The organism is Streptomyces sp. NBC_01515, assembly GCF_045040345.1.
Classification (GTDB): Bacteria; Actinomycetota; Actinomycetes; order Streptomycetales; family Streptomycetaceae; genus Streptomyces.
The window spans coordinates 5,915,348-5,928,956 of the sequence record NZ_CP109416.1; the positions used below are offsets into that span (position 1 = coordinate 5,915,348).

15 protein-coding genes are annotated in these 13,609 nt (G+C 68.1%); 9 read left to right on the forward strand and 6 right to left on the reverse strand.

What is annotated here, in order from left to right; genetic code table 11:
• Positions 1-77 precede the first annotated feature (77 nt).
• Both OG407_RS26570 and OG407_RS26575 read right to left on the reverse strand, forming a co-directional pair.
• The gene (locus OG407_RS26570; RefSeq protein WP_405861802.1) at positions 78-1,199 is read right to left on the reverse strand and encodes a lipid II:glycine glycyltransferase FemX; all 1,122 of its coding nucleotides are present in this window, start codon (positions 1,197-1,199) and stop codon (positions 78-80) included.
• Between the two features lie 179 nt (positions 1,200-1,378).
• Positions 1,379-1,693 carry a hypothetical protein gene (locus tag OG407_RS26575; protein ID WP_328681447.1) on the reverse strand — a complete coding sequence of 105 codons (315 nt, stop codon included), beginning with the start codon at positions 1,691-1,693 and terminating at the stop codon, positions 1,379-1,381.
• Between the two features lie 276 nt (positions 1,694-1,969).
• Between OG407_RS26575 and rpsF the strand changes: the two genes are divergently transcribed.
• The 4 genes from rpsF (at position 1,970) to rplI (ending at position 3,711) form a co-directional block, all read left to right on the forward strand.
• Positions 1,970-2,260, forward strand: coding sequence for a 30S ribosomal protein S6 (gene rpsF / locus OG407_RS26580; RefSeq protein ID WP_006604399.1), 291 nt, complete (start codon positions 1,970-1,972; stop codon positions 2,258-2,260).
• Positions 2,261-2,337: 77 nt separating this feature from the next.
• On the forward strand, positions 2,338-2,952 hold the full coding sequence (locus OG407_RS26585) for a single-stranded DNA-binding protein (protein ID WP_405861804.1): 615 nt from the start codon (positions 2,338-2,340) through the stop codon (positions 2,950-2,952).
• Between the two features lie 57 nt (positions 2,953-3,009).
• Complete coding sequence (rpsR, locus tag OG407_RS26590) at positions 3,010-3,246, forward strand: 30S ribosomal protein S18 (RefSeq protein WP_006381652.1); 237 nt, start codon at positions 3,010-3,012, stop codon at positions 3,244-3,246.
• 18 nt (positions 3,247-3,264) lie between these two features.
• A complete protein-coding gene (gene rplI, locus OG407_RS26595) occupies positions 3,265-3,711 on the forward strand; it encodes a 50S ribosomal protein L9 (RefSeq protein WP_327402812.1) in 447 nt (148 codons plus the stop codon).
• 191 nt (positions 3,712-3,902) lie between these two features.
• Here the strand turns inward: rplI and OG407_RS26600 are convergent, their stop codons facing one another.
• Positions 3,903-5,240, reverse strand: a complete 1,338-nt coding sequence (locus OG407_RS26600; protein ID WP_405861806.1) for an MATE family efflux transporter — start codon at positions 5,238-5,240, stop codon at positions 3,903-3,905.
• 459 nt (positions 5,241-5,699) lie between these two features.
• On the opposite strand from OG407_RS26600, the gene dnaB reads away from it, so the two are divergent.
• Both dnaB and OG407_RS26610 read left to right on the forward strand, forming a co-directional pair.
• A complete protein-coding gene (gene dnaB / locus OG407_RS26605; protein WP_026150108.1) occupies positions 5,700-7,178 on the forward strand; it encodes a replicative DNA helicase in 1,479 nt (492 codons plus the stop codon).
• 85 nt (positions 7,179-7,263) lie between these two features.
• A complete protein-coding gene (locus OG407_RS26610) occupies positions 7,264-8,649 on the forward strand; it encodes a serine hydrolase domain-containing protein (RefSeq protein WP_405861808.1) in 1,386 nt (461 codons plus the stop codon).
• Positions 8,650-8,767: 118 nt separating this feature from the next.
• Here OG407_RS26610 and OG407_RS26615 read toward each other — a convergent pair whose 3' ends face one another.
• Together OG407_RS26615 and OG407_RS26620 are read right to left on the reverse strand one after the other, a co-directional pair.
• Entirely contained in the window at positions 8,768-9,220 is a 453-nt protein-coding gene (locus tag OG407_RS26615; protein ID WP_405861810.1) for a GNAT family N-acetyltransferase, read from the reverse strand.
• 40 nt (positions 9,221-9,260) lie between these two features.
• The gene (locus OG407_RS26620; RefSeq protein WP_033285758.1) at positions 9,261-9,719 is read right to left on the reverse strand and encodes a MarR family winged helix-turn-helix transcriptional regulator; all 459 of its coding nucleotides are present in this window, start codon (positions 9,717-9,719) and stop codon (positions 9,261-9,263) included.
• 141 nt (positions 9,720-9,860) lie between these two features.
• Here OG407_RS26620 and OG407_RS26625 point away from each other — a divergent pair, with 141 nt between their 5' ends.
• Both OG407_RS26625 and OG407_RS26630 read left to right on the forward strand, forming a co-directional pair.
• Positions 9,861-11,069 carry an MFS transporter gene (locus tag OG407_RS26625; RefSeq protein WP_405861815.1) on the forward strand — a complete coding sequence of 403 codons (1,209 nt, stop codon included), beginning with the start codon at positions 9,861-9,863 and terminating at the stop codon, positions 11,067-11,069.
• A gap of 162 nt (positions 11,070-11,231) precedes the next feature.
• Entirely contained in the window at positions 11,232-11,654 is a 423-nt protein-coding gene (locus OG407_RS26630) for a heme-binding protein (protein ID WP_405861817.1), read from the forward strand.
• Positions 11,655-11,728: 74 nt separating this feature from the next.
• Here OG407_RS26630 and OG407_RS26635 read toward each other — a convergent pair whose 3' ends face one another.
• A complete protein-coding gene (locus OG407_RS26635) occupies positions 11,729-12,595 on the reverse strand; it encodes a GNAT family N-acetyltransferase (protein ID WP_405861819.1) in 867 nt (288 codons plus the stop codon).
• Positions 12,596-12,790: 195 nt separating this feature from the next.
• Here OG407_RS26635 and OG407_RS26640 point away from each other — a divergent pair, with 195 nt between their 5' ends.
• Positions 12,791-13,426: an HAD family hydrolase gene (locus OG407_RS26640; protein ID WP_403589862.1), complete on the forward strand. Its 636-nt coding sequence runs from the start codon at positions 12,791-12,793 to the stop codon at positions 13,424-13,426.
• Positions 13,427-13,609: the final 183 nt, after the last annotated feature.

The window sequence follows — 13,609 nt, forward strand, 5'->3', positions numbered from 1 at the left end:
ACCTGGAACCTTTCGGGTGGCTGCGGTGTATCAGAAGTATGGAAGCTGTCGACGTTATCGAAGCGAGGACCGTGAGGTCAGCGGCGCGACATGTAGATGTCGAGCGCCTTGTGGAGCAGCTTGTTGAGCGGGAAGTCCCACTCGCCGAGGTACTCGGCGGCCTGCCCGCCGGTGCCCACCTTGAACTGGATCAGACCGAAGAGGTGGTCGGTCTCGTCCAGCGAGTCGGAGATGCCGCGCAGGTCGTAGACGGTGGCGCCGAGCGCGTAGGCGTCGCGCAGCATCCGCCACTGCATCGCGTTCGAGGGCCGGACCTCACGCCCGATGTTGTCGGAGGCGCCGTAGGAGTACCAGACGTGTCCGCCGACCACGAGCATCGTCGCCGCCGACAGGTTCACCCCGTCGTGCCGGGCGAAGTACAGCCGCATCCGGTTGGGGTCCTCGGTGTTGAGGGCCGTCCACATGCGCTGGAAGTACGACAGTGGGCGGGGCCGGAAGTGGTCGCGCACCGCCGTGATCTCGTACAGCCGCTGCCATTCCTCAAGGTCGTGGTAACCGCCCTGGACGACCTCGACACCGGCCTTCTCGGCCTTCTTGATGTTGCGGCGCCACAGCTGGTTGAAGTTCTTGTGGACCTCTTCGAGAGAGCGGTTCGCCAGCGGCACCTGGTAGACGTAGCGCGGCTGGACGTCGCCGAAGCCCGCGCCGCCGTCCTCACCCTGCTGCCAGCCCATGCGGCGCAGCTTGTCGGCCACCTCGAAGGCGCGCGGTTCGATGAAGTCGGCCTCGATGTCCCGCAGTCGCTTCACATCGGGGTTCTGGATGCCGGCCTTGATGGAGACGGCCTCCCAGCGCCGGATGATGACCGGCGGGCCCATCTTCACCGAGAAGGCGCCCTGGTGCTTGAGGTGGGCCAGCATCGGCTGGAGCCAGTCGTCCAGATTCGGCGCGAACCAGTTGATGACCGGGCCCTCGGGCAGATAGGCCAAGTACCGCTTGATCTTGGGGAGTTGGCGGTAGAGGACCAGGCCCACGCCGACCAGCTCGCCGGTCTTCTCGTCGATCCAGCCGAGGCTCTCGGAGCGCCACTCCGCCTTCACGTCAGCCCAGGCCGGGACCTGCATGTGGCTCGCCGAGGGCAGGCTCTGGATGAATGCCAGATGCTGCTCACGGCTGATGGTCCTCAGGGTCAGGCTCATTCGGGGCGCTCCTCGGGCTGGGGTGTCCCCATGGGTACAGGGGCTCCGGCTCTCGCGCCGAAGCCTACTGCGCCTTACGAGCGCCCCGACTGGGCGTATGCAACCTTCGCCTCGGCCTGTTGGCCGCCAAGGCGTTCCGTGCTGTTTTACCCGGAGTTCGGACTGCGGAGTCCGGCTCCTCAGTTGATGACGCCGCCGAACAGGCCGCCGTGCGCCATGCCGAGGAAGAATCCGACACCAGCGGCACCGAGACCCAGGATCAGGCCGAAGCGCTCCCTCGTCGTCTCGGAGATCCACTGCCCGTATGCGCCGGTGAGGATCCCCACCAGACCGGCCCAGGAGCTGAGCAGATGCAGGTTGTGGAAGAAGCCCGTGATGAACGCGGTCAGCCCGAGCACCAGGGTCACCGCGAGCAGCGTGTCCTGGAGCGGATGAGGCTTGCCGTCGGTGGCGAAGAGAGAACCGGCGGTGTTGGGTCGCAATGCCTGTGCCATGTGGCACCTCCTGCGGAAGGCGGCGCATCGTCGCGCCGGACGCACCCGATGTGTACAGATTGACGCTCTCCGCCACCGGATTTCAACCGGAAGCCGGTGTGCGGGTACTCTGTACCCTCTGCACTGGTGTCTGCCCATGTCACGACCCGGAATCCCCACAAGGGGCATCCGATGTCAGTGGCGGCTGTTTTACTGGCACACACTGTTGCTTACGCATCACAACCCTCCTGCCACGGATCGACCGTGGCCGCTGAGTCCAAAGGAGGTGGGTTCCACATGCGTCACTACGAGGTGATGGTCATCCTCGACCCCGATCTGGAGGAGCGCGCTGTCTCCCCCCTGATCGAGAACTTCCTCTCCGTCGTCCGTGAGGGCAACGGAAAGGTCGAGAAGGTCGACACCTGGGGCCGTCGTCGTCTCTCGTACGAGATCAAGAAGAAGCCCGAGGGCATCTACTCGGTCATCGACCTGCAGGCCGAGCCTGCGGTCGTCAAGGAGCTCGACCGCCAGATGAACCTGAACGAGTCGGTCCTCCGGACCAAGGTCCTCCGCCCCGAGACCCACTGAGCATCCAGCTCAGCTGATCTCGGGATTCGAGTAGCAGCACCAAGCAGCCAGCAGCAAACCCGCCGAGAGGTTCCCCCATGGCAGGCGAGACCGTCATCACGGTCGTCGGCAATCTTGTCGACGACCCCGAGCTGCGCTTCACCCCGTCCGGTGCGGCGGTCGCGAAGTTCCGTGTCGCGTCCACTCCCCGCACCTTCGACCGCCAGACGAACGAGTGGAAGGACGGCGAAAGCCTCTTCCTCACCTGCTCGGTCTGGCGTCAGGCGGCGGAGAACGTCGCCGAATCGCTCCAGCGAGGCATGCGCGTCATCGTGCAGGGCCGGCTGAAGCAGCGGTCCTACGAGGACCGTGAGGGCGTCAAGCGCACGGTCTACGAACTGGACGTCGAAGAAGTCGGCGCCAGCCTGCGCAGTGCCACGGCCAAGGTCACCAAGACCGCCGGTGGCGCTCGCGGTGGCCAGGGCGGCGGTTTCGGCGGTGGCGGTGGCGGTGGCCAGGGTGGCGGCGGCTGGGGTGGAAACTCCGGCGGCGGTCAGCCGGCCGGCGGCGCTCCCGCCGAGGACCCGTGGGCCACCAGCGCTCCTGCCGGTGGAAACGCGGGCGGCGGCGGTGGCGGCGGCTGGGGTGGAAACTCCGGCGGCGGTCAGCCGGCCGGCGGTGGCGGCGGCTACTCGGACGAACCCCCCTTCTAGGCCTTCGGGCCGAGGGTGGGTCGTACCCACACTTCTTGATCACACAGGAGATACACCATGGCGAAGCCGCCTGTGCGCAAGCCGAAGAAGAAGGTCTGCGCATTCTGCAAGGACAAGGTCCAGTACGTGGACTACAAGGACACGAACATGCTGCGGAAGTTCATTTCCGACCGCGGCAAGATCCGTGCCCGCCGCGTGACCGGCAACTGCACGCAGCACCAGCGTGACGTCGCCACGGCTGTGAAGAACAGCCGTGAGATGGCGCTGCTGCCCTACACGTCCACCGCGCGATAAGGGAAGGGTGACTGACTAATGAAGATCATCCTCACCCACGAGGTCTCCGGCCTCGGTGCCGCGGGCGACGTCGTCGACGTCAAGGACGGTTACGCTCGCAACTACCTGATCCCGCGGAAGTTCGCTATCCGCTGGACCAAGGGTGGCGAGAAGGACGTCGAGCAGATCCGTCGTGCTCGCAAGATCCACGAGATCCAGACCATCGAGCAGGCCAACTCCGTAAAGGCCCGGCTCGAAGGCGTCAAGGTCCGTCTGGCCGTCCGCTCCGGCGACGCCGGTCGTCTCTTCGGTTCCGTCACCCCGGCCGACATCGCTTCCGCGATCAAGGCTTCCGGTGGCCCCGAGGTCGACAAGCGTCGTATCGAGCTGTCTGCCCCGATCAAGACCCTGGGCGCCCACGAGACGTCCGTGCGTCTGCACCCCGAGGTTGCCGCCAAGGTCAACATCGAGGTCATCGCAGCCTGATCGCTGCACTCGGCACAGCTGAGAGAGGGGCCGCACCCGTTGGGGTGCGGCCCCTCTGCTGTTTCCGGGACGGCGGGATGCCGGGTGGCGTGCCGGATTGGGGGACGCTGCTCCGTCGCCCATGTTTCACGTGAAACGTGACGGTGGGGCGGGCGGTGTTTCACGTGAAACCGGTGTTTCACGTGAAACGGTCAGCGGGTCGCGCCCGTGACGACCCAGCGCCCCGAGCGGGCCCGCAGCAGGAGCGTCAGCATCCGCACCGCCATCATCAGGGTCATCGCTCCCCAGAGCGCGGTCAGTCCGGCGCCGAGGGTCGGTACGAGCAGGGCCACTGGAGCGAAGACCGCCAGGGTCACCACCATCGCCCCTGCGAGATACGGCCCGTCTCCCGCGCCCATCAGTACCCCGTCCAGGACGAAGACGACACCGCAGATCGGCTGGGAGAGCGCCACCATCAGCAGGGCGGGCAGGGCGGTGTCCTTGACGGTGGGGTTGCTGGTGAACAGGGGGAGGAAGAGCGGACGGGACAGGATCACCAGGAGACCGAGTACGACTCCGACGGCGATCCCCCACTGGACCATGCGGCGGCATGCGGCGCGGGCGCCCGCGGGATCGTCCGCGCCGAGGTAGCGGCCGATGATGGCCTGGCCCGCGATCGCGATGGCGTCGAGTGCGAAGGCCAGCAGAGACCACAGGGACAGGATGATCTGGTGGGCGGCGATGTCGGCGTCCCCCAGGCGGGCCGCGACGGCCGTGGCGATCAGGAGAATCGCTCTCAGGGAGAGCGTGCGTACGAGGAGAGGTGCGCCGGCCTGGGCCGAGGCTCGTATCCCTGCGGCGTCCGGGCTGAGGGAGGCGCCGTGTCGGCGGGCTCCGCGGACGACCACGACGAGATACACGGCCGCCATGCCCCATTGGGCGATGACGGTGCCCCAGGCGGAACCGGCGATGCCGAGGTCGGCGCCGTAGACGAGTCCTACGTTGAGGACGCCGTTGGCGACGAAGCCTGAGACGGCGACGTAGAGCGGTGTCTTGGTGTTCTGCAGTCCGCGGAGGACTCCGGTGGCGGCGAGGACGATCAGCATGGCCGGGATGCCGAGGGAGGAGATCCGCAGATAGGTCGTCGCGTAGGGGGCGGCGGTGTCCGAGGCGCCGAAGAGGCCGACGAGGGCGGGCGCCGAGGGGAGGACGACGGCTATGACGGTGGCGCCGATCAGCAGGGCGAGCCAGATGCCGTCCATGCCCTGGCGGATGGCGGCCTGGAGATCACCGGCGCCGACGCGTCGGGCGACGGACGCGGTGGTGGCGTAGGCGAGGAAGACGAAGACACTCACGGCTGTCGTCAGGAGGGCGGATGCGACTCCGAGTCCGGCGAGTTGTGCCGTGCCGAGATGGCCGACGATCGCGCTGTCGGCCATGACGAAGAGGGGCTCGGCGACGAGTGCGCCGAAGGCCGGGACGGCCAGCATGACGATCTCTCGGTCGTGCTGTCGTCGGGTGGCCCTGGTGGCCGCGGGAGCCTGTGTCATGAGCACTAATCTAATCGTCCACAGGTAAGAGATGCAATTGCTTTGTGACCCTTACCTCTGATCTCGCCTCGTGTCCTCTCGTGCACTGTTCGAAGCGATCTTGGTCCGATGTGGAAAGTTTTTCTTCTGCACAGCCGGTGGATGGGAAATGCGCAGGTCAGATTGGTTACGGCGGAAGTGGCGAGGGCTTGTTCACAGGGCTGTCCACCGGGTCGTGCACAGGTTTTGGCAGGTTCTCCACAGCATCAGGGCCGTCGTCCACATGGCCTGTGGATAACCAGATTGGCTGACGGTGCCCACAGGCCTACGGTGGACCGGTACCCGCCCCGTCCGTCGGACCGAGAACCATCACAAAACCGACGCGCCCGTACCGGAGTTGGGCGCTTCATTTGTCAGTGCCGTGCCGTAGAAATAAGGGGCACGGCGAGGTCCGCTCGACGGACGGGAGGAGGTGGCTCGGTGAGTATTTCCGAGCCCTTGGACGACCCGTGGGCCGAGAGCGGTCCCAGTGATCGTCTGCCCGCTTCCCGACGACGAGGTGACGGAGGCCGCGGCCGGGACGAACAGCACGACCGCGGCAGGGAGGGCGGCGAGTGGGAAGGCGCGGGTTCGGCCTTCGAACGCGTGCCGCCGCAGGATCTCGATGCCGAGCAGTCCGTGCTCGGCGGCATGCTCCTGTCCAAAGACGCCATCGCCGACGTCGTCGAGGTTCTCAAGGGCCACGACTTCTACAAGCCCGCGCACGAGACGATCTACCAGGCGATCCTCGACGTCTACGCCAAGGGCGAGCCGGCCGACCCGATCACCATCGCCGCCGAACTCACCAAGCGCGGTGAGATCAACAAGGTTGGCGGCGCATCGTATCTGCACACGCTCGTCCAGACCGTTCCGACGGCGGCGAACGCGGAGTACTACGCGGAGATCGTCCATGAGCGCGCCGTCCTGCGCCGCCTGGTCGAGGCCGGCACCCGCATCACCCAGATGGGATACGCGGCCGACGACGACGTCGACGAGATCGTCAACCGGGCCCAGGCCGAGATCTACGCGGTCACCGAGCAGCGGACCAGCGAGGACTACCTTCCGCTCGGCGACATCATGGAGGGCGCGCTCGACGAGATCGAGGCGATCGGCTCACGCAGCGGCGAGATGACCGGCGTGCCCACCGGGTTCACCGACCTCGACTCGCTCACCAACGGTCTGCACCCGGGCCAGATGATCGTCATCGCGGCCCGTCCCGCCATGGGCAAGTCCACACTCGCGCTCGACTTCGCTCGCGCGGCGTCGATCAAGAACAACCTCCCGAGCGTCATCTTCTCCCTCGAAATGGGGCGCAACGAGATCGCGATGCGCCTGCTGTCCGCCGAGGCGCGGGTCGCCCTGCACCACATGCGCTCCGGCACCATGACCGACGAGGACTGGACGCGTCTGGCGCGCCGGATGCCCGAGGTGTCGTCCGCGCCGCTCTACATCGACGACTCCCCGAACCTGTCGATGATGGAGATCCGCGCGAAGTGCCGTCGGCTCAAGCAGCGCAGCGACATCAAGCTGGTGATCATCGACTATCTGCAGCTGATGCAGGCCGGTGGCTCCAAGCGACAGGAGAGCCGTCAGCAGGAGGTCTCGGACATGTCCCGAAACCTCAAGCTGCTGGCGAAGGAGCTGGAGGTCCCGGTGATCGCGCTCTCGCAGCTCAACCGTGGTCCCGAGCAGCGCACGGACAAGAAGCCGATGGTGTCCGACCTGCGTGAGTCGGGCTCCATCGAGCAGGACGCCGACATGGTCATCCTGCTGCACCGCGAGGACGCGTACGAGAAGGAGTCCCCGCGCGCGGGCGAGGCCGACATCATCGTGGGCAAGCACCGTAACGGCCCGACGGCGACGATCACGGTCGCCTTCCAGGGTCACTACTCGCGCTTCGTGGACATGGCGCAGACCTGACCGGGCGGCTGTAGGCGGCAGACCCGGTGCCGTGTCCCGAGAAATGTGCTCGACGTACGGCCGTCCCGCCGGATGGACTGGAGGCATGACGACATCTCAGGACGACTTGCTTCCCGGTACCCGCCGGGCTCTGCTGCATCGGATCGCCGTGGCCCAGGCCGAGGGGCGGGCGCCTTCGTTGGTCGCTGCGGTCGTGCGGGGCGGCCGGGCGGTGTGGCACGGCGCGCGGACCTCGGTGGACGGGCACGGGCCGGACGAGAACGTGCAGTACCGGATCGGCTCGATCACCAAGACCTTCACCGCCGTCCTGGTCCTGCGGCTGCGCGACGAGGGCGTCCTCGACCTCGGTGACCCGCTGGAGAAGCATCTGCCCGGCACCGGCGCGGGGGAGGCGACCATCGCCCAACTCCTCGCACACACGGGCGGGTTGGCGGCCGAGTCCCCCGCGCCCTGGTGGGAGCGGACGCTGGGTTCCCTGCGTCCGGAGCTCCGCGATGTGCTGGGCGAACAGCCGCTACTGCATCCGGTCGGCCGCCGCTTCCACTATTCGAACCCGGGCTATTCGGTGTTGGGCGCGCTCGTCGAGGAGTTGCGGGGCGCTCCGTGGGAGGACGTACTCCGGCGGGAAGTGCTCGAACCCCTGGGCCTCGACCGTACGAGTGCTCAGCCGCAGGCACCGCACGCGGGCGGCTGGGCGGTGCATCCGTGGGCCGACGTGCTGTTGCCGGAACCCTCCGAGGACCTCGGTCTCATGGCGTCGGCCGGTCAACTCTGGTCCACCACCGGGGACTTGGCGCGGTTCGCGGTGTTCCTGGCCCACGGGGACGACCGGGTGCTGAGCGCGGAGTCCGTACGGGAGATGCGGACTCCAGCGGCACCGGCCGAGGCCGCCGATGTGGTGGACGGTTCCGCCTACGGTCTCGGTCTCCAGGTCCAGCACCGCGACGGTCGGCTGCTCGTCGGCCATTCCGGATCGCTGCCCGGCTTCCTGGCGAACCTCACCATCAGTCTGGCAGACGGCGTCTCGGCGGTAGTGCTGGCCAACTGCACCTCGGGACCGCTGCTGTCGTCGGTGGGCGCCGATCTCGTCCGCATCGTCGCCGAGGCCGAGCCGAGGATTCCCGAGCCATGGCGCCCGATGCCCGAAGTCGACGCCGCCGCGCTGGAGTTGGCGGGGCAGTGGTACTGGGGGACACACGGCTTCGCCCTGCGGCTGACGGCCGACGGAGGGGCCTCGCTGGAGCCGCTGGCCGGCAACGGCCGCCGCTCGCGGTTCCGGACCAACGGCGACGGCACCTGGACCGGGCTGGAGGGTTACTACGCCGGAGAGCTCCTGCGGCCCGTACGACGCCCGGACGGGTCCCTGGGTCACCTGGACCTCGGATCGTTCGTCTTCACGCGTCAGCCGTACGACGGGAGCGCTTCTGTACCGGGTGGGGTGGACCCGGAGGGATGGCGGGGGATCCGCTAGCCGCCGTAGTCGGGGAGGCGTCGTGTTTCACGTGAAACACGACGCCTCCCGCTGTCGGCCGGGGCGGATCCTTCGCTCTCACTTCGGAGGAGAGGTCGATTCCAGAGGAGAGGTCTCTTCAGAGGGGGAGCTTGAAGCCCACGTGGGAGGCGGTGAAGCCGAGGCGGTCGTAGAACCGGTGGGCGTCGGTGCGGGTGACATCGGAAGTCAGCTGGACCAACTGGCAGCCCTGGTGGCGTGATTCGGCGATCGCCCACTCGATGAGCTGTGTGCCCAGGCCGCTGCCCCGCTCGTCCGCGTGGATGCGTACGGCCTCGATGATCGAGCGGGTGGCGCCCTTGCGGGACAGCCCCGGAATGACCGTGAGCTGGAGAGTGCCGACGACGCGGCCCCCGCGGACGGCGACGACCAGGTGCTGGTTCGGGTCGGCGGTCAGACGGTCCAGCGCGGCCAGGTAGGGCGTCAGGTCGTCCGGGGACTCGCGTTGGGAACCCAGGGGGTCGTCGGCGAGCATGCCGACGATGGCGGGGACGTCCTCGGTGACCGCGGCTCGTATCTCAAGATCTCCCATGACCACACCTTAGGCAGAGGTGTACGAGTGGGGGACGGACCTATGCGGGGACGTTCATCGACTCCACGACCCGGACCAGTGGCGCCAGTTCGGGGTTCGTGGCCGCCGCGTCGAGTGCCTCGCGCAGGGCGGTGTCGTTGGTCGGGCGGGCCTCTTCGAGCAGGGCGAGGCCGGCCTCGGAGACGTTCGTGTAGATGCCCCGGCGGTCGGTCGGGCACAGGTACCGCGCGAGCAGGCCGCGGTCCTCCAGCCGGGTGACCAGGCGGGTGGTGGCGCTCTGGCTGAGGACGACCGCGTCGGCGACCTGCCGCATCTGCAGATGGCCCCCGTCGCCGTCGTGCTGCCGGCTGAGCACGTCGAGCAGCGAGTACTCGCGCATGCTCAGGTCGTGCTTGGCCTGCAGGGCGCGCTCGATGTGCGCCTCGATCCTCCCGTGCAGCAAGGAGAGGGCGCACCAGCCCTGGGCGAGGGCGGTGAGTGCGGGGTCCGTCGCTGTCATTGGCGTTTCCTCCGTCCCGGAGCGGCTGAACCCAGGATAGAGCACAGATGGAATAGTCCGCGCTTGCATATAGCCCGCGCCTGCAACTATTGTGAACGCAGGCAAGGCGCTCCTGCAATTTTCTGGGAAGGGTACCTCCACATGCCTCTCGCGCTTCTGGCCCTCGCGATCGGGGCCTTCGGAATCGGCACGACCGAGTTCGTGATCATGGGCCTGCTGCCCCAGGTCGCGGGTGACTTCGGGGTCTCCATCCCCACCGCAGGACTGCTGGTCACCGGCTACGCGCTGGGTGTGGTGATCGGCGCCCCGCTGATGACCGTGCTCGGCACCAAGGTCCCCCGCAAGCGGATGCTGATGCTGCTGATGGGCCTGTTCATCGTCGGCAACCTGCTTTCCGCCGTCGCCCCCAGCTTCTCGGTGATGCTGATCGGCCGCGTGGTCGCCTCGCTCGCCCACGGTGCGTTCTTCGGCATCGGCTCGGTCGTCGCGGCCGAACTGGTCGCCCCGGACAAGAAGGCCGGAGCCATCGCCATGATGTTCACGGGGCTGACCGTCGCCAACGTCGTCGGCGTCCCGCTGGGCACCCTCGTCGGGCAGTCCGTCGGCTGGCGCGTCACCTTCGCCCTCGTCGCGGGCCTCGGCGTGATCGGCCTGGCCGGTATCGCCAAGCTCGTGCCCGACCTGCCCAAGCCCGAGGGCGTACGACTGCGGCACGAACTGGCCGCCTTCAAGAACACCCAGGTCCTGCTCGCCATGGCGATGACCGTCCTCGGCTTCGGCGGTGTCTTCGCGGCCATCACCTACATCGCGCCGATGATGACCCACGTCGCCGGCTTCGCCGACGGCTCCGTCACCTGGCTGCTCGTCCTCTTCGGCCTCGGCATGGTCGGCGGCAACCTCGTCGGCGGCAAGTTCGCCGACCGCGCCCTGATGCCCATGCTGTACGTCTCGCTGGGCTCCCTGGCCGTCGTGCTCGCGCTCTTCACGGTCACCGCGCACAACAAGATCGCGGCCGCCGTCACCATCGCCCTTATCGGAGCCCTGGGCTTCGCCACCGTGCCGCCGCTGCAGAAGCGGGTCCTCGACCAGGCACACGGCGCCCCGACGCTGGCCTCGGCCGTGAACATCGGCGCCTTCAACCTCGGCAACGCGCTGTCCGCCTGGCTCGGCGGCATCGTCATCGCGGCCGGCTTCGGCTACACCGCCCCGAACTGGGTCGGCGCCGTCCTCGCCGCGGCCGCCCTGGTCCTCGCGATCCTCTCGGCCGTCCTGGAGCGCCGCACCAGCGCCCGCGGCGCCGTCGTCGCGGCCGGTACGCCGAGCGGGCAGCGGGCCGCCGTCCACCACTGACCCGCCGGGCCGGAGCGGGGAGACGCGGGACCAGGGCCGTCCCCGTGCATCCCCGCCGGCCTCGCCCCCCGACCAACAGACGACCTCGCCGCCCAGACCACCAGCCGACCTCGGCTGTCCGACCACCATCAGAAACAGCAACACCCGCAAGGAGAAACCCTGATGAGCACCACCACCGCCGTAGCCCCGCTGACCATCCAGGACGCCGAAGCCCTGGTCGCCGCGGCCCGCCGGGCCGCGGAGGCCGCCGGGGTCACCGTGAGTATCACCGTGCTGGACGCGGGCGGCCATCTGCTTGCCTTCCGGCGGGACGACCGGGCCGTGCTGATCTCCGGTGAGACCAGCACCCGCAAGGCGTACACAGCGCTTCAACTGAACGCGCCCACCGCCGACCTCGTCGACGCCGTCCAGCCCGGAGGCCTCTTCCACACCCTGCCCACCGCGCTCGACCGGCCGCTGCTGTTCATCGCGGGCGGCATCCCGGTGCACCGTGACGGCCGGCTGATCGGAGCGGTCGGGGTCGGTGGCGGTGCGCCCGCGCAGGACCACGGCTTCGCCCAGGCCGCCGTAGAGGCGCTTGTCTGACGTCTGTTGGTGACGGAGACGCCGGTTCTCGACGAGGTAGGTCGGGAACCGGCGTTGTGTGTGTCCGGAGACCGTCAGCCGGCTGCGACCGTCAGGGGGGCGAAGCGTCGTGTCCAGTCGCCGGGAAGTTCCGCGATGCCGTACGTCATCACGGAGTTGAAGGCGGAGGAGGCGAGGCCGTGTTCCTTCGCCCAGGACAGCAGGTCTTCGTGGCGTACGTCGATGTCGGTGCGCAGGGGACGGTCTGTGCGGGCGGCGAGGGAGGCGAGGAGGGCCTTCGCTGTCTCCGTGTCCTGTGCGATCAGCGGGCCCACGACCTGGGTGTCCATGTTGGGCCAGGCGGCCGCGTAGCCGATGATCCGGCCGTTCTCCTCCGCGACCCTCAACTGGTCGGAGAAGGCGGGCAGTCGCGTGATCAGGGGCGTGCGATCGGTGCCGAAGACCGCCTCGTCGAGGCGCAGGATGCCGGTGAGGTCCTCGGCCGTGGCCGCACGGGTGGCGATCTGGGACTCGGGCCCGGCCGGCGTGAAGTGACCGCGCAGCGTTTCGGCCCGGCCGGTCGCCTTGAAGCCGAGTTCTTCGTAGAGCGGGCGGCCGTACGGGGTCGCGTACAGGGTCAGTGGTGTGGTGCCCATCTCTGACACCAGGTGGCGCATCAGGTGGCGTCCCACGCCCTGACGGGCGTACCGCTCGGCGACCAGGACCATGCCGATGGCAACCAGGTCCGGGCGGTCCTGCGGGCCGTACTCCGTGGTGACGCATGCCGCGAGGAGACCGCCCTCGGGGGCGTCGATGCCGTAGCCCTTCCCGGCGCTCAGGAGAAAGCCCCACTTGTGTTCCTCGCGTGGCCACCCCCGGTCCTCGGACAAGTCGGCGCAGGCGAGGCGATCGCGGAGCGTCAGTCGGCGGATGGGCAGAGCGGCGAGGGAAGGAGTCGGCACGCAGGTCAGGCTGTCTGACGTGCGTTGTCGGCGTCCACCTGTTTCCGGTGAGACGTACGTGCTTTTGGCCATGTCGTGATCAGCGGCACAACGCACCCCCTGAAGCCGGATGTTTCACGTGAAACACCGGCGAACGGCGAGCGTCCGGCAGCCTCGCGGAAGGGGCCACAGTTCCGCCTACTAACCTCGTGGTTCATGGCGAGACTTCATCTCTTCGACCTCGACGGCACTTTGCTGCACGGAACCAGCGCGCCCCTGGAGATCTCCCGTCAGCTCGGCCTGGAATCCGAGACGGTGGAACTTGAGCAGGCGATCTCGACCGGGCTGATCGGGCCGCCGGAGTATGCGACCCGCGTGTACACGCTGTGGGCGGATCTCACCGAGGCGCATGTGGCGGCGGCCTTCGAAGGGGCCCCTTGGCTGGCACGGATCCGTGAGGTCTGGGCCGAGATCAGGAACGCCGGCGAATACTGCGCCGTCGTATCGCTCTCGCCTTCCTTCTTTGTGGAACGGCTCACGGGCTGGGGTGCTCACGCGGCACACGGATCGCTGTTTCCCGCCGTGCCGTTCACAGCGCCGTCCATGGACCTGGCCGGAGTCCTCAACTCCGCTGCCAAGGTGGTGATCGCGGACCGGCTGTGTGAGGAATTCGGGGTGACGCGGGCGGACTGCGTCGCGTACGGCGACTCGATGTCGGACAAGGACCTGTTCGGTGCCGTGCCCCTCTCCGTCGCGGTCAACGCGGATCAGCATTTGTCGGGCCTCGCGACCCACTCCTATGAGGGGCTGGATCTGTGGGATGCCTACGAATTGGTGCGCGGCGCCCGGTAGTTGAGGGAACCGATGGTTCGCCCGTCCCTCTGTTCGCAGGGGAGCGAGGCGACATTTGTGTGCGGAGCACGGACCGGTAGGGTCGACTCCGGTTCCTGTCCGGAGCTGGGCGCCGCGTGTGAGTACTGCGGGCAATGTCACACTCTCGCCTTACTTGTCCGTACGCAGTGGGAATGTGGGTTG